This is a genomic window from Collinsella tanakaei (genome assembly GCF_016902615.1).
GTDB classification, from domain to species: Bacteria; Actinomycetota; Coriobacteriia; order Coriobacteriales; family Coriobacteriaceae; genus Collinsella; species Collinsella tanakaei_A.
In genome coordinates, this window is record NZ_JACJMB010000007.1 from 1 (window position 1) to 24,474 (window position 24,474).

The window sequence follows — 24,474 nt, forward strand, 5'->3', positions numbered from 1 at the left end:
ACTTGGGCGCGTATCGCGCGCCCAAGTGGCACCAAACTACCCCGTCCCCAATGAAGACATAGTGGGGATGTAACGTTTCGTACACCTAATTATTCGGTACCTTGACTTTCAGTTTCGCCGTAGTAATCTTTTTCGATCGAACCAGATTACCCGCGAAAAAAAAGAAAGGAGTACCGCATGTGTGTCAGCACGGAACCCGGCCCCGACGGCAGCTCCGCCAAGGGCTTCGGTAGCCGCCGTGCGCCGGCCGATAAGCCGCAGCCGAACGACACGCCCGAGGAAGCCCGGGCCCGGCGCCTGCTGTGGGATCTTGGCTATTTCAGCCATTACCTGCACTTCCATAGCGGCGGCCGTTCCGGCAGGGCGGCCATCATCTGCCTGCTCGCCAAAAACGACGGCCAGATGTCGCAGCAGGAGCTCGGCGCCTATTTCGAGCTTCGCCCCGGCTCGCTCTCCGAGATTCTCGCCAAGATCGAGAACGCCGGCCTCATCGAGCGTACGCGCAATCCCGAAGACCGACGTCAGCTTTTCATCCGCCTGACCGAGAAGGGTTCCGAGGAGGCCGCTCGCGAGCAGGAAGCCAGAAAGCGCTTCCGCCAGCGCGCGTTCTCGTGCATCTCGGCTGCAGAGCAGGAGCATCTCGTCGAGACCCTCGATACGATTCGCAAACATTGGGAGGAAATGGATGATTAAAACTCTCATGGGGAGCATCCGCGATTACAAGAAAGCGTCGATCGCCACCCCCGTCATCGTGTCGGGCGAGGTGGTCATGGAGGTCGCCATCCCCTTCGTGACCGCTCAGCTCATCGATGCGATCCAGAATGGAGCGGATATCTCCGCCATGCTGCCCTACGCGGGCATCCTCGTGGCCATGGCGCTCGCCTCACTCGCCTTCGGCATCGGCGCGGGCGTCACGTGCTCTGAGGCTGCTTGCGGTTTCGCCAAGAACCTGCGCCACGACGTATTCGCCGCGGTGCAGCGCTTCAGCTTCGCCAACATCGATCAGTTCTCGAGCTCCTCGCTCGTCACGCGCCTGACCACGGACATCACCAACGTGCAGCTCGCCTACATGATGATCATCCGCACCGCTGTGCGCTGCCCGCTGATCCTCATCTGCGGCGTCGTCATGGCCTTCATCATGGGCGGTCCGCTCGCGTTCGTCTTCGTCATCATCGTACCGCTCCTCGGCTTCGGCCTGTTCAAGGTCGTGCGCACCGTGCACCCCATCTTCCGCGCGGTGTTCCATAAGTACGACGCGCTGAACGAGTCCATCGAGGAGAACGTCACGGGCATGCGCGACGTGAAGAGCTACGTGCGCCAGGACTTCGAGAAGAAGAAGTTCGGCGTCGCCGCCCAGGACGTCTGCGCCGACTTCACGCGCGCCGAGAAGATCCTCGCGCTCAACGCCCCGATGATGAACTTCGCCGTCGACGTCGTGTTCGTCGTCATCATCCAGTTCGGCTCCTGGCTCATCATCTCCAGCCAGGGCACGCTGCTGAACGTCGGCCAGCTCTCCGCGCTGACCACCTACGGCTTCATGATCCTCATGAGCCTCATGATGGTCTCCATGGTCTTCGCCATGATCACCATGGCCCAGGAGAGCGCCGAGCGCATCGTCGAGGTGATCGAGACCGAGCCGACCATCGAGAACCCGGAGCACCCCGTCACCTACATGCGCGACGGCTCCATCGATTTCGACGACGTGACGTTCAAGTACTCCGAGAAGGCCGAGCACCGCGCGCTCGCCGAGATCGACCTGCACATCAAGAGCGGCGAGACGCTCGGCATCATGGGCGGCACCGGCTCCGCCAAGACCTCGCTCGTGAACCTCATCAGCCGCCTGTACGACGTGACCGAGGGCTCCGTGAAGGTCGGCGGCGTGGACGTGCGCGACTACGACCTCGAGTACCTGCGCAACAACGTGGCCGTCGTGCTGCAGAAAAACGTGTTGTTCTCCGGCACCATCAAGGAGAACCTGCGCTGGGGCAACCCGAACGCCTCCTACGACGAGCTCGTAGAGGTCTGCAAGCTCGCGCAGGCCGATGAGTTCATCCAGGGCTTCCCGCAGAAGTACGACACCTATATCGAGCAGGGCGGCACGAACGTGTCCGGCGGCCAGAAGCAGCGCCTGTGCATCGCGCGCGCACTGCTGAAGCGCCCGAAGGTGCTGATCCTCGACGACTCCACGAGCGCCGTCGACACCAAGACCGATGCGCTCATCCGCGAGGGCCTGGCGCAGTACCTGCCCGATACCACCAAGATCATCATCGCGCAGCGCACGAGCTCGGTCGAGCACGCCGACCGCATCCTGATCCTGGACAACGGCCACATCGCGGGCCTGGGCACGCATGAGGAGCTCATGCGGACGTGCGACATCTACCGCGATACCTATATCCAGCAGAACCGTACAGACGGAGAGGATGGATCCGCGACGGAGCAGCCGGCAGGGCAGCCCGCGACGGATGTCCAGACCACGGAAGGGGGTGTCGCGTAGATGAGCGTGAACGAGGACGCCAAGAAGGAATACGAGGCCAAGCGCCAAAACGTCGCCGGCCGCCAGAAGCCTGCCGACGGCAAGCAGGGCGGGCGCGGCAAGACGCTCGTGCGCCTCATCAAGACCCTGTTCCAGTTCTATCCCAAGATGCTGCCGATCGTGTTCGTGTGCATCATCGTCTCGGCCGTGCTCTCGGCCGTGCCCGCCATGTTCATGCAGCGGGCCCTCGAGGTCGTGACCGCCCACTGGCAGACCGGCGACTGGAGCGCCGTCGCCGGCCAGATCGGCGGCATCACCCTCGCGCTCGTGGGGGTGTACGTCATCGCGCTGACCTCGACCACCGTATACACCCGCATGATGGCCATCATCACGCAGGGCTCGCTGGAGAAGTTCCGCGAGCGCCTGTTCGACCACATGCAGGACCTGCCCATCAGCTACTTCGACCAGCACCAGCGCGGCGATATCATGAGCTACTACACCAACGATATCGACACGCTGCGCCAGATGATCTCGCAGTCGCTGCCCAACATCACGCTGACCGTGATCACCTGCTTCTCCGTCGTGTTCGTCATGGTCTACTACAGCGTGTGGATGGCGCTTGTCGTGCTCATCGGCGTGTTCGTGATGGCCAACACCACCAAGACGCTCGGCGGCCGCTCCGCCCGCAACTTCGTGGCGCAGCAGCGCGAGATCGGCGTCGTCGAGGGACATGTCGAGGAGATCATGAACGGCCAGCGCGTCGTGAAGGTCTTCTGCCATGAGGACGCCGCCCAGGCCGACTTCGACGTGCGCAACGAGGCGCTGTTCCGCGCGAGCCGCGCCGCGAACATGTACACCAACACGCTCGGCCCGATCCTCATGAACCTCGGCAACCTGATGTATGTCATCGTGGCGCTCGCCGGCGGCATCTTCATCGCCACGGGCGTGCCGAACCTGTCCATCTCGGGCCTCGGCTTCTCTATCGCCGTGACCGTTCCGTTCCTGAACATGACCAAGCAGTTCGCCGGCCAGATCGGCCAGATCTCCCAGCAGATCAACGCCGTGGTCATGGGCCTTGCCGGCGCGGAGCGCATCTTCGAGCTCATGGACGAGCAGCCCGAAGCCGACGAGGGCTACGTCACGCTCGTGAACGCCAAGATGGAGAACGGCCAGCTCGTCGAGGTCGAGAGCGGTCGCCAGACCGGTCGCTGGGCCTGGAAGCACCCGCATGCCGACGGCACCTGCGAGCTCGTGCCGCTCCAGGGCGACGTGCGCCTGTCGCATGTCGACTTCGGCTACAAGCCCGGCCACACCGTGCTGCATGACGTGAGCGTGTGGGCGAAGCCCGGCCAGAAGATCGCCTTCGTGGGCGCCACCGGCGCGGGCAAGACGACCATCACGAACCTCATCAACCGCTTCTACGACATCGCCGACGGCAAGATCCGCTACGACGGCATCAACATCAACAAGATCAAGAAGGACGACCTGCGCCGTTCGCTCGGCATGGTGCTGCAGGACGTGAACCTGTTCACCGGCACCGTCATGGACAACATCCGCTACGGACGTCTGGACGCCACCGACGAGGAGTGCATCGCCGCGGCCAAGCTCGCCGGCGCACACGGCTTCATCGAGCGCCTGCCCGAGGGCTACAACACGATGCTGACTGACAACGGCTCGAACCTGTCGCAGGGCCAGCGCCAGCTGCTCTCGATCTCGCGCGCAGCCGTCGCCGACCCGCCGGTCATGATCCTCGATGAGGCAACTTCCTCGATCGACACCCGTACCGAGGCGATCGTCCAAAAGGGCATGGACGCCCTCATGAGCGGCCGCACCACGTTCGTGATTGCGCACCGCCTGTCGACCGTCCGCAACTCCGACGCGATCATCGTGCTCGACCACGGCCGCATCATCGAGCGCGGCAGCCACGACGAGCTGATCGCCAAGCGCGGCACGTACTACCAGCTCTACACGGGCGCCTTCGAGCTCGAGTAAGCGAGTAGATCTTCGCAGCGACGCGACCGTCGCATATGGGAAGCGGCGCGCACCCTTCGGCCGATGGCCCTCCGGGTGCGCGCCGCTTTTCTTGTCGCGCTGGCCTACTCGGAGCCGAGCACCTTGCGCGCCTTCTCCAACACCGCCTCGCGGATGAACTTCGACTTCGTCTGGCCGCAGGCATCCGCCGCCCGCTTCACGTAGTCGACAAGCGACCGGGGCATCTTGAACGTGACGACCGCAGAAGGCTCGTCCTCAGACAGGGGCGGGCGCCCCGGAGGCGTCGCGTGCATGCGGCGCCATTCGCGCTTCGTGGGACCGCCGGGAGACCCGGGGCCGAGAAAGACAGGGCCCCATTCGCCCTCCGGTATCTCACCACGATCCCACGGCGCCGCCAGCTTATCTAGCAGCTCCTCTGTTAGTTCCGTTCCGTCTTCAGTGTGAAACGGTTTTATCTTCGCCATATTCGCCTCACCTCACAGAAGACCGGGTGCTTTCCTCACCTTATTTGTCGCCCTCATCGCATGAAAGATGACCCATCGTTCCTTTTCCTCGTTCCATACGGCAACCAGCTGAATATCATGCCCTGTTGCGTCCGGCCCAATCATGACGTGCTGCGGAGGATACGGACCATGGCGTACGTGCTCCTTATACGCATTTCGCCATACATGCAAAATGTCTTGCTTGCTTAATCCATGCTGGTAAGCATGGGAAGCTACTATCGGTCTGGAACGCATGGGCACCCCCTACCTTTAGTATTACTTTATATGGTAAAACTAATTATCTTGCAGTTCAACGCTGTTTGAGCGTTGTGTTGCAAGCGTAGATGCGATCCCTTGATGCCCATTCGGAAGTGGCCGACAAAATGCCTGTCGCATTCTTTCACGAACCTATTCGGGACCTGACCGGGGATGGATTACGCAGGGCTTGAGAGCAGGTGCCGCCCGAGGCTCCCCGGTTGTTTGTCATGGACGGCAGCCCACAGAAGCGCTCCGCATGACCATTCTTCACATGTGGATCCAGCCAACTAGAATGTGTCGGATGCCCTACACGAGGCCGAAGTGCTCAAGGCCGGTGGCGACGCCATCGTGCTCCGCCGTATCGGTCACATATGCCGCCATCGCCTTGACCGAATCGAGGGCGTTGCCCATGGCGACGGGCGTCTCCACCGCACGCAGCATCGGCAGGTCGTTCTCGGAATCGCCGAACGCATAGGTGTTGTGGACGCCGTGCTGCAGATACGAGAGCGCCGAGCGAACGCCCGCGCCCTTGTCGACGCCGAGCAGGGTGCACTCGCCGGTGCCGAGGCCCAGATCGTAGCGCCCGTAATGCGCATCGATGAAATCGGAGATCTGCGCGAGCTTCGGCAGCATGTCGTTTGTGAAGGAGAACTTGCTGAAGCGCATATCCGTGAGGTCGCGCATCTCCTCCAGCGAGTGCGTGACCACGGTGCCCGGGATGTCGGTGTAATCGCCGCCGTTCGGCAGGTAGGCCGCGAAGGTGTTCGTTCCCTCGAACACAGCCTCGATACCGAGGTCGGTGAAGCGCAGAAGCGTCTCGACGAGGAGCTGCTCGTCAATCATGCGCTCCTCGATGACGCGCCCGTCCATGTAAAGGCAGGCGCCAGCGGAAAGCACGAGGCCGGCGGGCTCCAAGTCGAGCAGCGGCTGCTGCACCAGGCAGAGCGGGCGACCGGTGCAGATGATGGCCGCATGGCCGCGTGCCCGCAGACGCGCGAACGCATCGGCGACCGCGGCAGACGGGCGGGCCCGGGCGACGTTTTCCGCCGCGTTGTTCGCCGGATCATGCCAGACGATCGTGCCGTCGACGTCGAAAAAGATAACCGCGTTCGCGTCGTTGCCCTGCATGCGCATCCGTCCTTTCTTGACTGCGCGCCATTATATGACGGCGATATGCGTAGGAGCATGAGCCACTTTGGTTTTGTACGGGATGTTCCGGCGTTTTAGCTTGAGCAAACGGCGGGCCTGGGCGCTTGCCCTCTTATCTCACATTCCCCGCGCCACGTGCATAGTGCGGATTTCCCACGGTCTTACCTGCGCAGGTTCGCCACCGCGCGCCAGCATATTATGATGCGAAGAACATATTCCCAGCACGCGGCGGCGATGCGCGCGATTCGGCTGCTCCTGCACCTCGGCACAGTGGCGCACGCAGGCATGCCGCCGCATACGTTCGAAAGGTTTCCCATGGAGTTCTACGCAAGCTGCCCCGAAGGCTTTGAGTCCGCCCTCGCCGACGAGCTGCGCTCCCTGGGAACCCCGCGCGTTCGCAAGCTCAAGGGCCGCGTGTCGTTCGAGGGCGAGCCGCTCAACGCCGAGCGCGTGTGCCTGTGGTCGCGCCTGGCGAGCCGCGTGCTCGTGGTCGTAGGACGCTTCGGCTGCCGCGACGCGCGCGACCTGTATGACGGCACCTATGACATCGCGTGGGAGGACATCCTGCGCCGCGGGTCGACGATCGCCGTCTCGGCACGTGGCACGAACGATGAGTTGCGCAACACCCGCTACGCCTCGCTCTGCGTGAAGGACGCCATCTGCGACCGGCTGGCCGACGAGACCGGCGCCCGCGCCGACGTGGACACCGAGCACCCCGACGCGCACGTCACCCTGACGCTGCGCGGCGAGCGCGCGAGCATCCAGCTCGACCTGTCCGGCGATGCGCTGTTCCGCCGGCTGCCGCGCGACGCCACGCGTGCCGGCGGTGCCCATGTGCTGCGTCCCGATTACGCCGCACTCGCCCTCGCCCAGGCGAAATGGGCCGACGCCTGCCACACCGCCGCGGACACCAACGCGCCCTGCGTCCTGATCGACGCCTGCTGCGCTGGCGGCGGCATCGTCCTCGAAGCGGCCTCCATCGCAGCCGGCCGCGCCCCGGGCGCGCGCCGCGAGTTCTGGGGTTTCACCAGCTGGGCTGCGCACGACCCCATCGCCTGGACCAAGCTGCTCGCCGATGCCCGCGCACATGAGTGTCGCTGCGGCGCGATCCGCATCGTCGCCACCGACAGCGACCAGCAGGCCGTCGCCCTCGCGCGGCGCATCCTCAAAAGCTCCCACCTCGACCAGCAGGTCATCTTCACGCAGGCGAACGCCGACAAGCTGCTATCCAAACTCGGCCTCAACCGCCACGATGCCATAGCACCCGTTCTGGCCGGCACCATCGTGGCGGACACCACCGATATCGCCCTTTCCCGCATGAGCCGTACGCTCACGCTGCTGCAGGATCTGCGCGATGCGCCCGAAACCGCAGCACTGCCCCTTGTCGCACTTGAGCGCACCGATCTGCTCGAGCGAACACTCGGCGAGGACGCCATCGCCCATATCCGCATCAGGCCGAACAACGACCCGGCGCGCCTGCTGGTCTTTGGGGCCGAGGCCACGGGCGACGCCGCGGCGGCCCCCTCCCCCGCCGGCGACGGAGCGCGCGACGATGACGCCTCCGCCACGCCGCGCGCCACGGTCGACGTGGGCGATGGCTCCCCCATCCCCGTGCTCATTCCAGAATCCGACCAGTTCGCCGCGCGTCTGAAGAAGGTCGCCCGCCTGCGCCGCAAGTGGGCGAAGCGCACCGGCGTCACGTGCTATCGCGTCTACGACGCCGACCTGCCCGATTATGCCGCGGCCATCGACCTGTACGAGGGCTCTGCCGCCACACCGGGCCGGTGGCTCGTGATCGCCGAGTACGCCGCCCCGCGCTCAGTCGACCCCGAGCTCGCCCAGGCGCGCCTGCTCGATATGCTCGCCATCGCCTCGCGCGTGCTCGGCGTCGAACCCGACCATGTGGCGGCGCGATCGCGCACCCGTTCGCGCGGCGGCTCGCAGTATGCCGGCGCCGGGTCGCGCAACCGCGGCGGCGCCTCAACCGATGCTTCAAGCCCGCTCATCCAGGAGGGTGGCCTAACGTTCTCGGTCAACTTCAACGATTACCTCGACACCGGCATCTTCTTGGACCACCGCGTGACCCGCGACCTCGTGCGTCAGCGCGCGCAGGGCTGCCGGCGCTTCCTCAACCTGTTCGCCTACACGGGCACCGCGACCTGCTACGCCGCAGACGGCGGTGCCGAGCGCACCACCACGGTCGACCTCTCGAACACCTACCTGGACTGGGCGCGCCGCAATATGGAGCTCAACGGCTTCACCGGCCGCGCGCATGAGTTCGTGCGCGCCGACGTGCTCGCGTGGATCGACGATGCCAGGCGCGCGCACCGCAGTTGGGACCTCATCTTCTGCGACCCGCCGACGTTCTCCAACTCGTCGAAGATGGGCGAGCGCACTTGGGACGTGCAGCGCGACCACGTGTGGCTCCTCACCTGCCTGGCCGACCTGCTCACGCCGGGCGGTCTCGCGATCTTCTCGTGCAACCTGCGCACCTTCAAGCCCGCGCTCGACGAGCTTGCCGCGGCAGGCGTCTCGGTCGAGGACATCACAGCCGAGACCATCCCCGAGGACTTCTCCCGCAACGGCAAGATCCACCACTGCTACCTGGTCCGCCGCGCGTAGCAGCTGTATTCGGCCGGGGTGTGTCCTTCAGGGGGACGGGGCAGTTTGGTGCCATCGCGCGCCGAGCCGGCGCGCGATGGCACCAAACTGCCCCGTCCCCCTGAAGGACACACCGGAACAACTGGTACTCCTTACATACAACTCGCAGCGCGTCTACGTATAATGTGTTCCCAAGTAACGTCGTATACCACAAGGAGTTATGTTCATCATGGGTTCTTCCCTAGGACGGCGTGCCGGTTCTGATACCGGGCACGCGCATGAAATCCCGATTAGCATCGGGGCGATGCTGGTCACTCTGGGCGTCGTGTACGGAGACATCGGCACCTCGCCCATGTACGTCACCAAGGCGCTGCTCGCCGGCAACGGCGGCATCATGTCTGTCACCGAGGAGTTCATCCTCGGCGCCCTGTCACTCGTCATCTGGACGGTGACGCTGCTCACCACGGTGAAGTACGTCCTCATCTCGCTGCGCGCCGACAACCACGGCGAAGGCGGCATCTTCGCCCTCTACAGCATCGTTCGCCGCGGAGCCAAATGGCTCATCATCCCCGCCATGCTCGGCGGATCCGCACTGCTCGCCGACGGCGTCCTCACCCCCGCGGTGACCATCACCACCGCTATCGAGGGTCTGCGCACCATCCCCGAGGTGCACGCCATCATGGGCGACAACCAGATGAACGTCGTCATCATCACCCTCGTCATCGTCTGCATCCTGTTTATGGTGCAGCGCGCCGGCACCTCCAAGATCGGCCGCGCGTTCGGCCCGGTCATGACGTTCTGGTTCCTGTTTTTGGGCATCTCCGGCCTCATGCAGGTACTGGGCAACCCCATCGTCCTGCAGGCGTTCAACCCCATCCGCGGCATCATGTTCCTGTTCTCGCCCAACAACCACGCGGGCGTCATGATCCTGGGCAGCTGCTTTCTCGCCACGACCGGCGCCGAGGCGCTCTATTCGGACATGGGCCACGTCGGCCGCGGCAACATCTACGCCACCTGGCCGTTCGTGAAGATCTGCCTCATCCTGTCCTATCTCGGTCAGGGCGCCTGGCTGCTCGCGAACGCCGGCAACGTCGAGCTTCTGCCCATCACCGACCTGAACCCGTTCTTCCAGATGCTGCCCGACGCGATTCGCCCGTTCGGCGTCATCCTCTCCACCTGCGCGGCCATCATCGCCTCGCAGGCCCTCATCACCGGCGCGTTCTCGCTCGTCTCCGAGGCGAGCGGCCTGGACCTCATGCCGCACATGCAGGTCTTCTACCCGGCCGAGACCAAAGGCCAGCTTTACATCCCCATGGTCAATAACGTCATGTGGGTCGGCTGCATCGTCGTCGTGCTGCTCTTCCAATCCTCCGCGCACATGGAGGCGGCCTACGGCCTGGCCATCACGATCACGATGATCTGCACCACGCTGCTGCTGTTCTTCTACCTGCATAAGATCCGCCACGTGAAGGTGCTTCCGTTCATCTTCGTGGTGTTCTTCGTCGCGCTCGAGGGCTTTTTCTTCTTCTCCTCGCTCACGAAGTTCTTCCACGGCGGCTACTTCACCATCCTGCTGGCGGCCCTCATCATGGCCATCATGATCAGCTGGTACAACGGCAGCCGCGTGGAGCGTCGCCAGGCGAACCTGCTGCCCATCCACGACTATCTCGACCAGCTGAACCGTCTGCGCCACGACGAGACCTACGACAAGCTGTGCGACAACCTCGTCTACCTGACGAACAACCCGCGTCCCGACTACCTGGACCGCGACATCCTGTACTCGATCTTCGACAAGCATCCCAAGCGGGCGCAGGCCTACTGGTTCTTGAACGTTCAGGTGACCGACGAGCCGCACACCTTCGAGTACTCCGTCGAGAACTTCGGCACCGACTACGTGTTCCGCGTGACGTTCTACCTGGGCTATAAGGTCAACCAGCGCGTGAACGCCTACCTGCGCCAGGTCGTGGGCGACCTGTCCGCTTCCGGCGAGCTGCCGGCGCAGAAGAGCGACTACTCCGTCTACAAGACGCCCGGCCCCATCGGCTCGTTCCGCTTCTGCATGGTCTACAAGACGCTTGCACCCGAGTCCGACGTCGACCCGAGCGAGCGCTCCGCCATCGCCCTCAAGTACGCGATCCGCCGCCATGCGGGCTCGCCGGTGCAGTGGTACGGCCTGGAGAACTCCAACGTCATCTACGAGTACGTACCGCTGTTCACCAAGTTCAAGACCGTCGACCGCCTGAAGCGCATCTACCCGGAAACCGAGTAGCAGCGCAAACGGCACCCATGCGCATGACATGAAGCGCGCCCGTCGCCATCGTTGGCGGCGGGCGCGCTTTTGTTCTTGTCCTCATCGGGGACGGGGTTGTTTGGTGCCACCTAGCCCGGGCTAGGTGGCACCAAACAACACCGTCCCCGATGAGGACAAACGGAGCTGGGCGCAGGTTTAGGCGCGCAGCTCCTTCCCCATCCAATTCTTGAGCCACAGCTCCATGGAGCGGCCCATCTCGACCATGAAGTCGGAGGTGTGCTTGCGGGTGTAGATATCGATGACGCGTTCGCCCGGCGCGCTCGCATGGGGGCGGAACATCCGGTCCATCTCGGCCACCTGGGCGTCAAGCGTGGCCGCATCGGAGCGCCGATAGCGCTCGGACATGACGAGGTTCACCGTGGGGTGCGGTGTGGCGGGGCGGTCTTTGGCGGGCGCGCCCAGGATGAGCATCGAGAGCGGAAGCGTGTGCTCGGGCAGATCGAGCAGCGCGCGCACCTCCTCGGCACACTCCACGATGTCGCCGATGTAGCAGCTCCCGAGGCCCACCGCCTCGGCGGCGACCACGGCGTTCTGAGCGGCGATGACGGCATCCTGTGCGGCGATGGCGAACTCGCCGAGACCCGGCTCGCGACGCGGCTGCTTGCCCGTGCGCGCCACGAACTCGGGCGTGAAGCAGCCCACGTGCTCGAACAGGTCAATCCACTTGCAGTAGTCGACGACGAAGACGAGCGCCCAGGGGGCCTTCGCGATCATGGGCTGGTTGTCGCAGAGCACGGCCAGGCGGTCGAACGTGGCCTGCTCGCGGATGTCGATGATCGAGTACATCATCATGGCGCCCGCCGACGGCGCGCGCGACGCCGCGTGCAGCACGGCCTCGCGCTGCGCATCCGTCACGGGCGTATCCGGCGCGAACGCGCGCGTCGAGCTGCGCTGCTCGATCACCGCGAGCACCTCGTTGGCGTACGGCGTGCAGGTATCGTTCATGGGACCTCTCCTCTCGCCTTCGTATCGGCACGATGGGTATCAGTATAGGTCTGCTGCAATAGCAGGCGCGGCGGATGGAAACGGGCCGCAAGTGGACAGGCGCGCGCCGCTAGATGACCACGCGACCCGCGACGAACTTGCGCGCGATGGCGCCCCCTTCTTCGGCAAGGTAGATATAGCGCTCCACGCGCTCCCAAATCCCCAGCTCGTGCGGGGTGCGGATACCCGCATCATCGAGCACGAGCGCATCGAGCTCGTAGCCAGGTGCAAACGAGCCCACCTGCCCGAAGAACGATCCGCCGCCGACGGTGGCGAGCCAGAAGGCCTCCTGCGCGGTCAGCGGCGCCAGGCTCTGGTCGACCAGGCGCCACCGCAGCTTGGAGGCGGCGACGGCATCCGCCATGCAGCGAAACATCGACAGCGAGGCCCCACCGGCGATATCGGTGCCCAGACCCATGTTCACGCCGCGCTCGAGATACCGGCGCGCCGGCGCGATGCCGCTTGCCAGATAGGCGTTGCTCTGCGGGCAGTGCGCGACATAGGTGCCGCTTGCGCGCAGAAGCTCGATCTCCTCATCGCCTGAATGCACGCAGTGGGCCATGATCGTCTGGGGGCCGAGCAGGCCGAAATGCCCATAGGCGTCCGCATAGCAGCTGGACCAGGGGCACAGCTCGCGCACCCAGTCGATCTCCGAGAGGTTCTCGGACAGATGGCTCTGCACGGGCAGGTCGAACTCCTCGCGTATGGCGGCAAGATCGGCCATCAGGGGATCGCTGACGCTCGGGGTGAACCGGGGCGTGATGATGGGCCGTGTCCGCGCGTAGCGCCCCGCTGTGCGCTCTGCCCACACGCGCGTCGCACGGGCGGACTCCTCACGGGTTTCCCGCAGGTCGTCCGGCGAGTTGCGATCCATGTTGACCTTGCCCACATAGGTGATAAGGCCCGTCTGCTCGAGCTTGTCCATCAGAAGCTCGGTCGCCGGGACGTGCAGGGTCGCGAACACCACGGCGCGCGTGGTGGCGGAGCGTTTCAGATCCTCGACGAAGATGCCGTAGGCGCGCTCGGCATACGCCAGGTCCGCATAGTGCGCTTCCTCGGGAAACGCATGGGAATCCAGCCAGTCGATGAGCTCGAGGTCCATGCCGATACCGCGAAACGCGTACTGCGGGGCATGCAGGTGGATGTCGCTCATACCGGGTACGATGAGCTGCCCGGTACAGTCGAGACGCGGCAGCGATGCATAGGCATCGGGCAACGTCTCGAACACGCCGGCGCTCACGCCGTCGATGCAGACGAGGTACCCGTCGCGCGTGCATGAAACCTGCGTGGGCGATGTGCTGTAGCAGATGTCGCCCGCAAGGACGAATGAGTTCGCAACCATGGTCGACCCCTTGAGGTAAGAGAGTTGATGCCGCAGCGCAGCGGCGCCGCGCCCGCCTGAGCATACACCATGGGGCGCGCGGGGCGCGCGCCCGCCGGCGCAACGCACAGCTTTCGGCAGCCTAAAGGCGAGCGCGCAATCGTGCACTCCTTGTCGAATCGATACAATCTCGACAATCGTTCGGTACCATTGGCTCTTACCGGATCATGACGATGCCATAACCGCGGCATTATCACCTGAACTGCATCTTTGCGCCTAAAGGAGTATTTCCACCATGGTCGTGACGATCATCACGTGTGTTGGCCTTATCTGCACGCTCGCCTCCGCACTCGGTGCCGTAAGGCATGCGCGCGCCGCGCAGCGTACGCTTGCGCCGGGCGCAATCGGTTGGGGCGTTGCGTTCCTCCTGATGCAGGCGTTTATCGCCGTCTGGTCGGGCATCGGACTCGTGCAGGATGACGTGCTGTCCGCCCTGGTCGCGAACATCGCGCTCACGGGCTGTGCCGCGGCAAGCTTCAACCGCCATGCCATCGCCACGTGCGCCAGCGCTGCCGCCGGCGATGATGCCGACGGATCCATCATCCGCCGCCATCCTCTTGCAACCACCATCGTCTTGCTGCTGATTGCGACCGTCTGCTCGGTCCTCGCACTCGAGCTCCCCTCGAACCACGACCTCACATGGATCTACCCGCCGTGCCTGCTGCTCGAGATCTTCCTGGTGGGCGGCCTGCTCGCAGGTCTCTTCTTCCTGTTCGGCCGCCGCGGCGTCGCGAGCGGCATCCTCGCATTCGCCCTGTTCTTCATCGGCATCGCCGAGTACTTCGTCATCCTGTTCAAGTCGATGCCCATCTCACCGGGTGACCTGTCGGCACTCTCCACCGCCGCCGCCGTCGCCGGGTCGGGCTACACCTACACGCTGTCTGCCTTCTGCCTCTACGGCCTGGCGTTCTGCGCGATTGCCCTTCTGAGCTGCGAGGCGGCCGGCTGCCTGCGCCCGGCGCGCGCGCTTCGCAGCCGCCGCAGCCTCATCATCAACCTCGTCGTGGGCATCGCGCTCATCGGCGCGGTGGGTGCGCACGCGGCCCTCATCGACTACTACAACACGCTCGGCATCACCATCTACACGTGGCGCCCGCTCGAGAGCTACTACCGCCAGGGTTTCCTGCCCGCGTTCATCTCCGGCGCGCAGACCATCAACCCGCCCAAGCCCGCCGGCTACAAGGTCTCCGAGGCCGAGGAGCTCGTCGACAAGTACGCCGCCGCCTACGATGAGGATGAGGCCACCAACCAGGACCGCGCTGCGGCCGAGACCCAGTTCAACGAGGAGAAGCCGACGGTCATCGCCATCATGAACGAGACGTTCTCCGATCTGTCCATCTACCAGATGCTGCACGCCGACTACACGGGTCCCAGCTACTTCAAGAGCCTGTCGAACTGCCTGGCGCGCGGCACACTCTACGTGTCCGCCTATGGCGGCGGCACCGCGAACACCGAGTTCGAGTTCTTGACCGGCAACTCCATGGCGAACCTCGGCTCGGGCGTGTACCCCTACACCATCTACAACCTGTCCGACGTGGGCAACCTCGCCCAGCAGTTCAAGGACCTGGGGTACGACACGCTCGCCATGCACCCCAACCACGCCACGAACTGGAACCGCGAGAACGTCTATGAGGACTTCGGCTTCGACGAGTTTCTCTCCATCGACGACTTCGAGGATTCCGAGACGCTGCGCGGCATGGTGACCGACAGCGCCACATACGACACGATCCTCGAGCAGCTCGAGTCGAACAGCAACCCGCAGTTCATCTTCGACGTGACGATGCAGAACCACTCGGGCTACGAGACGAACCTCATCCCCTCCGACAAGCGGGTCGAGCTGTCAATCGACGGCATGAGCAACGCCGAGGTCAACGAGTACATCTCGCTCATCCAGGAGTCCGACCGCGCGCTCGCCGAGTTCATCGGCAAGCTCCGTCAGCTCGACCGCAAGGTCGTGGTCGTGTTCTTCGGCGACCACCAGCCCTACTTCCCCTCGACGTTCAACGACCTGTGGTTCACCGACGAGGACCCGGCAGTGCACCAGGAGCGCCTGTGGCAGACCGACTACATCATCTGGGCGAACTACGACGTGGCCGGCAACGACCAGACAAGCGAGGTCGACGACCTCTCCGTCAACTACCTGGGTGCCAAACTCATGGAGGTCATCGGTGCGCCGCTGTCCACCTACCAGAAGGCGCTCATGAGCCTGCGCGAGGCGCTGCCCGCCATCAACACGACGGGCTTCGAGGATGCTGACGGCACGTGGTACCTGACGGGCGACGACACCGGCGATACGCTGGCGGCCCAGGCGGCCAACGCTGCACGCAAGGATTACGCAATCATTCAGTACTACGAGATGTTCTACGACGGCAAGAGCATCTACACGAAGCGCAAGCAGTCGGCTGCCAACGAGACGGATCCGAACCTCGACCCGGGCACGACGCAGATCAAGTAACGGACGGTAAAGTAACGGACATCCGGCTCCTCAGGGGTCGGATGTCCTCAAAGGGGACGGGGTAGTTTGGTGCCACTTGGGCGCGCGGTACGCGCCAAAGTGGCACCAAACTACCCCGTCCCCTTTGAGGACATCCTACAAACCGAGAGCGTCCTTGGCTGCCGCGGCAATGGCATCGATGTCCGCTGCGTTCGGATGTTCGAGCGCCGCATCGAAGTTGGCAATCATGGCCTCGATGCGCGCATCGCCAGGCTTGTCGACGAGCATCGCCTCGTAGCGGGCGCGCACGGCAGGACCCATCTTGCCCTGGCACATCGCCCCGCCGAGATATGTCGCATCCTGCGGGAGCTTCTCCTCGACACCGGTAAGAATACGCTCGAAGTACGCTGGTTCGCCGCCGAAGCCGGCGGTGCCGAACAGGAAGACCCGCTTGCCGTGGAGCCGATCGAGAAGCTCGGCCATCTCAGGGGTGCAGCTTCCCTTGTCGGTCCAAAAGCCCGCAAGGACCGTATCCGCTTGCGCGACGGCCTTGGAGGCCTCCGCGACCGCGCCTGTCGTCAGCTCGGTCAGCGTCGCCTCCGCTCCCGCCTCGGCAAGTGCCTTCTGCAGGCCCTCGGCCACGAGCTTCGTGTTGCCCCCGCGGCTGTTGTACACGATTGCGTAGGTCATTTCCCTCACCCTACCCTGTAGATACTTTATAGCCATTACCCTATGTACCCATTTTGCCGCGTCGGGCGTACTCATCGGGGACGCCCCGACATCGATACGCTAGGCCTCGGCGAACTGAGAGTTGTAGAGCTCCGCGTAGGCGCCGCCGCGGTCGAGCAGCTCGTCGTGCGTGCCCCGCTCGATAATCTTGCCGTCGCGCATCACGAGGATGCAGTCGGCGTTGCGAATCGTCGACAGGCGATGCGCCACCACGAAGCTCGTGCGGCCTTCCATCAGCTTGTCGAACGCCTCCTGAACCTGTAGCTCGGTACGGGTGTCGATGCTCGAGGTCGCCTCATCGAGCAGCAGGATCGCAGGGTCGGTCAACATGACACGGGCGATGCACAGAAGCTGCTTCTGCCCGGTGGAGAACGACCCGCCGTCCTCCCCGATCATCGTGTCGTACCCCTGCGGCAGCTGAGAGATGAACGCGTCGGCATGCGCGCGCCGGGCGGCGTCAACGACCTCCTCGCGCGTGGCGTCCGGGCGCCCGTAGGCGATGTTGTCGTGCACCGTCCCCTCGAACAGCCACGTGTCCTGCAGCACCATGCCGAAGCTCCGGCGCAGGCTCGCACGCGTGATGCCGCGCATATCGTGCCCGTCGAGTAGAATCGTGCCGTCGTCCACATCGTAGAAGCGCAGCAGCAAATTGATGAGGGTCGTCTTACCGCACCCGGTGGGGCCGACGAGCGCGAAGCGAATGCCCTGATGCGCGTCGATGCAGATGTCCTGCAGCAGCTTGCGGTCTTTCACATAGCTGAAGTCCACATGCTCCAAGCGCACCTCGCCGCGCGGGTCGGTGAGCGTGAGCGCATCGGGGGCATCGGGCGTCTCCTCCGTGGCGTCGAGCATGGCGAACAGGCGCCGTGCCGAGGCGTACGCAGTCTGAATCTGCGTGATGACGCTCGTGACCTCGTTGAACGGCTTCGTATACTGGTTGGCGTACGAGAGGAACGTCTGCACCTCGCCCACCGTGAGCGGCGCAGGCACGCCGGTGATGACGCCCGCGCAGCCGATCACGGCAACGACGGCGTAGATGATGTTGTTGATGAAGCGCGTGCCCGGGTTCGACAGCGAGCTCAAGAACTGCGCATGCTCGCCCGCCGTGTACAGCTCGCCGTTGATGGCGTCGAATCCGCTTTGCGCCTCACTGCCGTGGGCGAAGGCCTCCACGAGCCGCTGGTTGCCCACGTACTCTTCGATATAACCGCCGAGCTGGCCCTGGATGCGCTGCTGGTCGGCGAAGCTGCGGTTGGAGAACTTCGCGATCAGCGAGGCGGCCAACACGGATAGCGGGGTGACAAGCACTACGACGATGGCCATGGGGACCGAAATGGAGAGCATGAACAGAAGCGTCCCCACGATGGTGATCACGCCGGTGAAGAGCTGGGTGAAGCCCTGCAGCATGCCGTCGCCCACCTGGTCGACATCGTTCACCACGCGCGAGATAAGGTCGCCATGCGGATGCGTGTCGATAAACGACAGCGGCAGACGCTCGAGCTTCTCATCCGCCTGGATGCGCATGTCGCGCACGGTCTCGTAGCACAGGCGGTTCACGCAATAGCCCTGGAGCCACTGGAAGGCCGCTGCGCCCACGACGACGAGCGCCAACTCGCGCACCAGCGGGAACAGGGCGGCGAAGTCGACGCTGCCCGTGCCGATGATGAGGTCGATACCGCGACCGATGAGGATGGGCGTATAGAGCTGAAGCACGACCGAGATGGCCGCAGAGATAAACGAGACGGTGAGCGACACGGCATGCGGGCGCACGTAGGACAAAAGCCTGCGCGTGACCTCCCAGGTAGAGAGGCGCGCCCCACCGATGTCCTCACGCGGGGCGCCGCCGCCCTCGTCGCCGTTCAGATTGTTGTTGCCAGAAACGCTCGCCGTCACCGTCGCGACGGAACCGGAAGATGCATACGGGTTCATCTAGCACCCCTCCTTTCCCAAGGTCGCCGCAGGGGTCGGACCCACCGCGCCCTCAAGCTCCTCGCGCCGCAGCTGCGACAGACAGATTTCCTCGTAGAGCGGGCAGGTGGCGAGCAGCTCCCCATGGGTGCCCAAACCGGCCACGCGCCCGTGCGACAGCACGCAGATGAGGTCGGCGTCGCGCACCGACGAGACGCGCTGGCTCACGATGACGGTGGTGAGCGGCAGCCCGCCTGCGGCGGCACCGTTTCGCGAGCGCTGGCGGACGGCATGGCGCAGCGCCGCATCGGTCTTGAAGTCGAGCGCCGAAGCGGAGTCGTCGAGGATGAGCAGCAGGGGATTTCCCACCAGGGCGCGCGCGATCGTGAGGCGTTGGCGCTGACCGCCAGAGAAGTTCTTGCCGCCTGCCTCGACGGGCGCATCGAGCCCTGCGGGGAGCTTGCGCACGAAGTCGGCGGCCTGCGCGGTCTCAAGCGCCGACCAGAGCTCCTCGTCGGATGCCGCTCCGTCGCGCCACTGCAGGTTGGAGCGGATGGTGCCGGAGAGCAGCGAGGCGCGCTGCGGGACGATGCCCGCCACGTGACGCAACTGATCAAGCGGCCAGGCACGCACGTTCGTGCCCATGACCTCAACTGCGCCGGAGCGCGTGTCGTACAGGCGCGGGATGAGCGAGACGAGCGTCGACTTGCCCGAACCCGTGCCGCCGATGACGCCGAGCGTCTGGCCGAGCCCGACCTCGAGCGTCACGTTGTCGAGCGTGTTCACCTCGGCGTTACCGAACGCGAAGCAGGCGGCATTCATCTTGAGCGCCGGCGCCGCCGCGTTACGCGCGACGTCTTCTGCGGACGGCAGCGCGACCGGTGCGTTGCCCGCATCGGTGATGCTCGGCTCGCAGTGCAGCACCTCGTTCACGCGCGAGGCGGAGGCGCTTGCCTTCGTGAAGACGACCACGAGGTTCGCCACGTAAACGATGGAGAGCAGCGTCTGCGTCATGTAGTTCACGAACGCCATGACCTCGCCTTGGGTGAGGTCGCCCACGTTCACCTGGATGCCGCCCATCCACAGGATGGCGCACACGCCGAGGTTCATGACGAGGAACGTCACCGGGTTCAGGATGCTCGAGAGCTTGCCGACCGCGATGGCCACCGCCGCCTGCTCAAACGCCGCCGTACGGAAGCGGCGGCGCTCGTGCTCCTCGCGCACGAACGCACGCACGACGCGCACGCCGGACAGGCCCTCGCGCGTGATGAGGCCGATGCGATCGAGCTTCGCCTGCATCTGCTTGAAGTAGGGCACGCAGCGCGCCATGACAAACCAGAACACCAGACCGATGAGCGGGGTGGAGATAAGGAAGATCACCCCGAGCTTGAGGTCGATCAGAAGCGCGGCGACCATGGAGCCGACCGCCAGAAACGGCCAGCGGATGAGTTGGCGCACGCCGAGCGCCACCGCAAGCTGCACCTGGTTGATGTCGTTGGTGAGGCGCGTGATGAGCGAGGGGGTGCCGAAGCGGTCGAGCTCCGCAAACGAGAACTCGTTGATACGGCGATAGAGGGCGGAGCGGATGGCGGTGCCCATGCCCTGCGACGCGAGAGCGGCCATCTTCTGGCACACGAGCGTGAAGCCCATGCCCACGACCGCCATCACGATAAGGAGCATGCCGTAGCGCAGCACGACGCCGACGTCGTGGCCGTCAACGCCCTCATCGATCATCCGGGCGATCACAAGCGGTGTGAGCAGGTCGAAGAACACCTCGAGCAGCTTGCACGCGGGCCCGATGACAAAATAGCGGCGAAAGCCGACAGAGAAACGTTTCAGCAGTTCCAGCATACCGGGATCCTAACTGGTCGCACAATCCACCGGCATGTGGCGCCAGACGGGACGGGCGACGAAACGAAGTCGTTCCGCCATCATACGCCACCAGCTGGCCTGAAACGTAACGTGAGCGTAAGGGGCGGCCGAGAGTTCAGGCAATGCGCAGATACCCCATGCGATTACGCATGAAAATGCGCCCGTGCGCTCGATGGGAACGGGTGCCCGGCAGAGGCTCCTTATGGCTGCTTCCTCCCGGACCTGACCAGATTCGGAACATATCGTCACCCGAACCCATCGAGCGCGCAGGCGCTGTAGGGGACATCATACCCGCTTGCCGCCCCGGTGGCAAGACGACGCGACGGAACCCGAAGCCCCGTCGCGCCTACTCCCTCAGCTAGTGGACAGGTCTCACGAAAGCACCCGGGCGATGCGCTCGCACGCATCGAGCAGCACGCAGCGCGGGCTCGGCACGACCATGCGCTGGAAGAACTCGCCACCCGCCGGATCGAAGTTCGTGCCGTCCTGCAACAGCACGCGCGCGTCCTCGTAGATGCGGCGGTGCAGCTCGGCTCCATCGATGCCCAGCGCACGGCAGCGGCGCTCGAAATCGAACCACAGGATATAGGTACCCTCCGGCGCGCGGACGCCCACGTCGGGCAGGTGCTCGGCGAAATACGCGATGACCGCGTTGATGTTGTCGGCGATGTAGGCCTGACACTGCGCAAGCCAGTCCTCTCCCTCCTCATACGCCGCGATTGCGGCACTGATGGCGAACGGCGAGGGTTCCGCGTAACCGCGCATCTGCCCGAAGCGCACCTTGTCCTCAAGGCAGCTGAACACCATGTTGGTCGCGGGCAGACCGGCCAGGTTAAACGTCTTGTTCGTCGCCGTGCAGGTGATGATGCGCGCTGTCGGCGCCGCCTGGGCGAGATGGACCATGGTGAACCCGGGCTGCATGAGGTCCCCGTGAATCTCATCGGCCACGATCAGCACGTCATGGCGCATGCAGATGTCCGCCAGGCGCGCAAGCTCGTCGGCCGTCCAAGCGCGACCCACCGGGTTGTGCGGGTTGCACAAGATGAGCATGTGCGCATCGTCGCGGGAGGCAAGCTCCTCGAGGTTTTCGAAGTCCATGGTGTAGTAGAGGTTGCCCTCGGAATCGGCGTCCGTATGGCGCACGAGATGGTTGTCGAGCACCACGCGTCCCGCGCCCTCGACGGCACCCGTGAACGGCGGATACACCGGACGCTGGATGATCACCGCATCGCCCGGCTCCGTGAACGCGCGCACGCAGGTGTTGAGCGCCGACACCGTACCGGCCGAATACGCAGTTAGCGATGTATCGATATCCCATCCGTCGCGGCGGGCGAACCAGTCGTGCAGGGCAGTGTAGTAGCGCTCGTTGCCGGCAAGGCCAGAGTAGCCGAAGATGCCGTGATCGACCGTGGCGTGCAGCGCATCCAGGATCGGACGCGCGCAACGGAAGTCCATATCGGCCGTGAACAGGGCGATATGGTCGTCGGCGATATGCGATACGCCGCAGTGCGCCGCGGTCTCCGCCGAATCGCTCCACTTTTCCGAATAGCTCCAGCGATCATGGCGACGGTCGATGATCTCATCGAAGTTGTAGACGATATGCTGCGACATGTTGTTCCCTTCGCATGTGGGTCATATGGTTGGCATCGTACCACGCAGCCAGCTTCGTGCCCCGCGTGCCCAATGTGCGGCGCTGAATGCACGCAGTCGCATCCGACCAGCGTCCTGCAGGCCCGTGCGCCATCTCCCGCAACGAGACAGCACATGAAATGTTTCCCAGACGATAGCCGCCCCGGCGGAAGGCCCCACCGAAGCGGTTGCCCGCCGACCCCGAGTTGCTCATTATTTCTGATATTAGGCGCCCCATCTGGCAGCCCCTATGAACCAGCACCTGTTCGGTGGACAAAAGCCCTGGTAAGTGCCGCTCGTCCCGGCTGCTTTTCCGCACGGTCCTATTTCAGGAGCCTAATACCGTCAATAGTGAGCAACAGGCGGACACATACCCTCCGCGAGCCAAGGCGACCCCGGCCAAAAGCCCGATGGATCATGCTTCTCTCGGCGCAAACGCCCCTGCGCGGCGCCCTTGGTTGCGAGACCCCATCATGAACGCCGCTAGCGCGCAGCATCCCTCAGCAGATAGGCGCGCACGGCCTCCTCGCCGGCGCAGCGCAGGTTCAGCGCGGCCTCCTCGGGCTTGAGCGCCTCATCAAGTGCCATGGGCTTGCGCACGATGGGAAGCACGAGGTCAACACCCTGCTCGAACACGGCGTCCAAGTCCACGGCACGCCCACCGCCGAGCGCCACGACCGGCTTGTGGACGCGATGTGCGCGCCGAGCGACCGCGACGGGAGCCTTGCCGTGGGCCGTCTGCCCGTCGACCATCCCCTCGCCCGTGATCACCACATCGGCCCATGCCACGTGCGTATCGAAATCCAGCAGGTCGAGCACGGCCGAACCCCCCGGAACGAGCTCGGCGCCCAGCGCGAGGAGCGCAGCACCCATACCACCGGCGGCACCGGCACCCGGCACGCCGAGAACCGAGCGGAACCGCTTGCCCGAAAGGGCCTCTGTTGCATCCCGCTCCCCCATCACCGCGGCGCGCGCGGCATCGAGGGCGCGGCCGTAGGCGACCATAGCGGCATCGAGGCACACAAGCTCGGCTGCGCGGGCATCCTCGTTTTCCGCATCAGATGCCAAACCTTTCTGCGGGCCGTAGGTGCGCACCGCACCGCGCGCCCCCACCAGCGGATTGTCCACATCGGAGAGCACAACGAGGCGGCAGTTGCCGACGAGCTCATATGCGGGTGCAAGGTCGATGCGTGCGAGCTGCGCCAGCCCGTCAAGGCCGGGCGCGACCTGCTTTCCGTCCGCATAAAGCAGGCACGCACCGAGCGCCTGGAGAAAACCGGCACCGCCGTCGCTCGTCGCGCTGCCGCCTAAGGCGAAATACACGGTGCGGGCGCCGCGCTGGACCGCATCGCGCAAAAGCTCGCCCACGCCGTAGGTCGTTGCCACAAGCGCGGCAGCAGGCGTGAGCGGCGAGAACTCGATGCCCGCCGCCTCGGCCATCTCGATAACCGCGACGTCTCCCGCCTCACCCGCACCGGACAGGTAGCGCGCACGCACGGGCGCGCCAAGCGGCCCGGTAACGTTCAGCCGGACCTCCACGCCCCCGAGCGCGGCGCCGATGGCATCGAGCGTACCCTCGCCGCCATCGGCTACGGGAAGCATTCGCACCTGCGCCGCAGGACAGGCCGCGCGCACGCCCTCGGCGACCCAGCGCTCCACCTGCGCACTCGAGGCGCATCCCTTGAAGGAATCGAGGGCGAGCAGCACCTTCGGCGCGACCGCGCGTGGCACGGGACCCCCTGCGCGCACAGGAACATCATCGGGAACCTCGCGCGACTCCGTGCGCTGCCGGGCCGCGGCGAAAAAGTCCCTCAGCACCCCGGCGCACTCGTCTTCCAGCACGCCCGCGGTGACCGAGAACGCATGGTTCAGCCGCGCATCACGGCTCAGATCGTAGAGCGACCCGACCGCGCCGCCCTTGGGGTCCGCCGCACCGTAGACGCACCGGTCGATGCGGGCGTTCACCATAAGGCCAGCGCACATACAGCAGGGTTCGAGCGTGACGTAGACCGTGCAGCCCGCCAAGCGCCAACGGCCGAGTGCACGGGCGGCGGCCACCATGGCGGAGAACTCGGCGTGGGCGGACGGATCCTCATCGAGCTCGCGACGGTTGTGCGCGCGAGCGATCACGCGCCCCTCATACACGACGACCGCGCCGATGGGAACCTCGCCCTCAGCTGCCGCGAGTTGCGCTTCGGCCAGCGCCTCGCGCATGAACCGCTCGTCGTCTTCCCGTCCGCCCACACAAGCCTCCCGCCTCTGTACCTCACT

Annotated in this window: 15 protein-coding genes and 1 other RNA gene; 6 read left to right on the forward strand and 10 right to left on the reverse strand. The window is 64.9% G+C overall.

What is annotated here, in order from left to right; genetic code table 11:
• Positions 1–177 precede the first annotated feature (177 nt).
• From H6A21_RS03690 to H6A21_RS03700, 3 genes are read left to right on the forward strand one after another with little or no spacing between them, the layout of a single operon-like run.
• On the forward strand, positions 178–693 hold the full coding sequence (locus H6A21_RS03690) for a MarR family winged helix-turn-helix transcriptional regulator (RefSeq protein WP_204560350.1): 516 nt from the start codon (positions 178–180) through the stop codon (positions 691–693).
• A complete protein-coding gene (locus tag H6A21_RS03695) occupies positions 686–2,494 on the forward strand; it encodes an ABC transporter ATP-binding protein (protein ID WP_204560352.1) in 1,809 nt (602 codons plus the stop codon). Before H6A21_RS03690 ends, H6A21_RS03695 begins: the two co-directional genes overlap by 8 nt.
• Positions 2,495–4,465: an ABC transporter ATP-binding protein gene (locus H6A21_RS03700; RefSeq protein ID WP_204560355.1), complete on the forward strand. Its 1,971-nt coding sequence runs from the start codon at positions 2,495–2,497 to the stop codon at positions 4,463–4,465. It abuts the gene before it with no gap.
• Between the two features lie 104 nt (positions 4,466–4,569).
• Here the strand turns inward: H6A21_RS03700 and H6A21_RS03705 are convergent, their stop codons facing one another.
• Both H6A21_RS03705 and H6A21_RS03710 read right to left on the reverse strand, forming a co-directional pair.
• The gene (locus tag H6A21_RS03705; protein WP_204560357.1) at positions 4,570–4,758 is read right to left on the reverse strand and encodes a ribbon-helix-helix protein, CopG family; all 189 of its coding nucleotides are present in this window, start codon (positions 4,756–4,758) and stop codon (positions 4,570–4,572) included.
• Positions 4,759–5,511: 753 nt separating this feature from the next.
• Positions 5,512–6,333: an HAD family hydrolase gene (locus H6A21_RS03710; protein ID WP_204560359.1), complete on the reverse strand. Its 822-nt coding sequence runs from the start codon at positions 6,331–6,333 to the stop codon at positions 5,512–5,514.
• Positions 6,334–6,669: 336 nt separating this feature from the next.
• Here H6A21_RS03710 and H6A21_RS03715 point away from each other — a divergent pair, with 336 nt between their 5' ends.
• Positions 6,670–8,976, forward strand: a complete 2,307-nt coding sequence (locus H6A21_RS03715) for a class I SAM-dependent methyltransferase (protein ID WP_204560360.1) — start codon at positions 6,670–6,672, stop codon at positions 8,974–8,976.
• A 208-nt stretch (positions 8,977–9,184) separates the two neighbouring features.
• Positions 9,185–11,224, forward strand: coding sequence for a KUP/HAK/KT family potassium transporter (locus H6A21_RS03720; protein ID WP_239462636.1), 2,040 nt, complete (start codon positions 9,185–9,187; stop codon positions 11,222–11,224).
• Between the two features lie 177 nt (positions 11,225–11,401).
• On the opposite strand, the gene H6A21_RS03725 is transcribed toward H6A21_RS03720, so the two are convergent.
• Both H6A21_RS03725 and H6A21_RS03730 read right to left on the reverse strand, forming a co-directional pair.
• On the reverse strand, positions 11,402–12,211 hold the full coding sequence (locus H6A21_RS03725; RefSeq protein ID WP_204560364.1) for a nitroreductase family protein: 810 nt from the start codon (positions 12,209–12,211) through the stop codon (positions 11,402–11,404).
• Positions 12,212–12,320: 109 nt separating this feature from the next.
• A complete protein-coding gene (locus tag H6A21_RS03730; protein WP_204560372.1) occupies positions 12,321–13,592 on the reverse strand; it encodes an amidohydrolase family protein in 1,272 nt (423 codons plus the stop codon).
• Positions 13,593–13,866: 274 nt separating this feature from the next.
• On the opposite strand from H6A21_RS03730, the gene H6A21_RS03735 reads away from it, so the two are divergent.
• A complete protein-coding gene (locus tag H6A21_RS03735) occupies positions 13,867–16,086 on the forward strand; it encodes an LTA synthase family protein (RefSeq protein ID WP_204560374.1) in 2,220 nt (739 codons plus the stop codon).
• Positions 16,087–16,221: 135 nt separating this feature from the next.
• On the opposite strand, the gene bilS is transcribed toward H6A21_RS03735, so the two are convergent.
• From bilS to tadA, 6 genes are all read right to left on the reverse strand, one after another.
• Positions 16,222–16,755 carry a flavodoxin family protein BilS gene (gene bilS, locus H6A21_RS03740; RefSeq protein WP_204560376.1) on the reverse strand — a complete coding sequence of 178 codons (534 nt, stop codon included), beginning with the start codon at positions 16,753–16,755 and terminating at the stop codon, positions 16,222–16,224.
• A gap of 99 nt (positions 16,756–16,854) precedes the next feature.
• A complete protein-coding gene (locus tag H6A21_RS03745) occupies positions 16,855–18,723 on the reverse strand; it encodes an ABC transporter ATP-binding protein (protein WP_204560378.1) in 1,869 nt (622 codons plus the stop codon).
• Positions 18,724–20,553 carry an ABC transporter ATP-binding protein gene (locus H6A21_RS03750; RefSeq protein ID WP_204560380.1) on the reverse strand — a complete coding sequence of 610 codons (1,830 nt, stop codon included), beginning with the start codon at positions 20,551–20,553 and terminating at the stop codon, positions 18,724–18,726.
• Between the two features lie 187 nt (positions 20,554–20,740).
• Positions 20,741–20,836, reverse strand: an RNA gene (ffs, locus tag H6A21_RS03755) — signal recognition particle sRNA small type.
• A 110-nt stretch (positions 20,837–20,946) separates the two neighbouring features.
• Positions 20,947–22,185, reverse strand: coding sequence for a MalY/PatB family protein (locus tag H6A21_RS03760; protein ID WP_204560382.1), 1,239 nt, complete (start codon positions 22,183–22,185; stop codon positions 20,947–20,949).
• 501 nt (positions 22,186–22,686) lie between these two features.
• The gene (tadA, locus tag H6A21_RS03765) at positions 22,687–24,447 is read right to left on the reverse strand and encodes a tRNA adenosine(34) deaminase TadA (RefSeq protein ID WP_342636052.1); all 1,761 of its coding nucleotides are present in this window, start codon (positions 24,445–24,447) and stop codon (positions 22,687–22,689) included.
• Positions 24,448–24,474 lie beyond the last annotated feature (27 nt).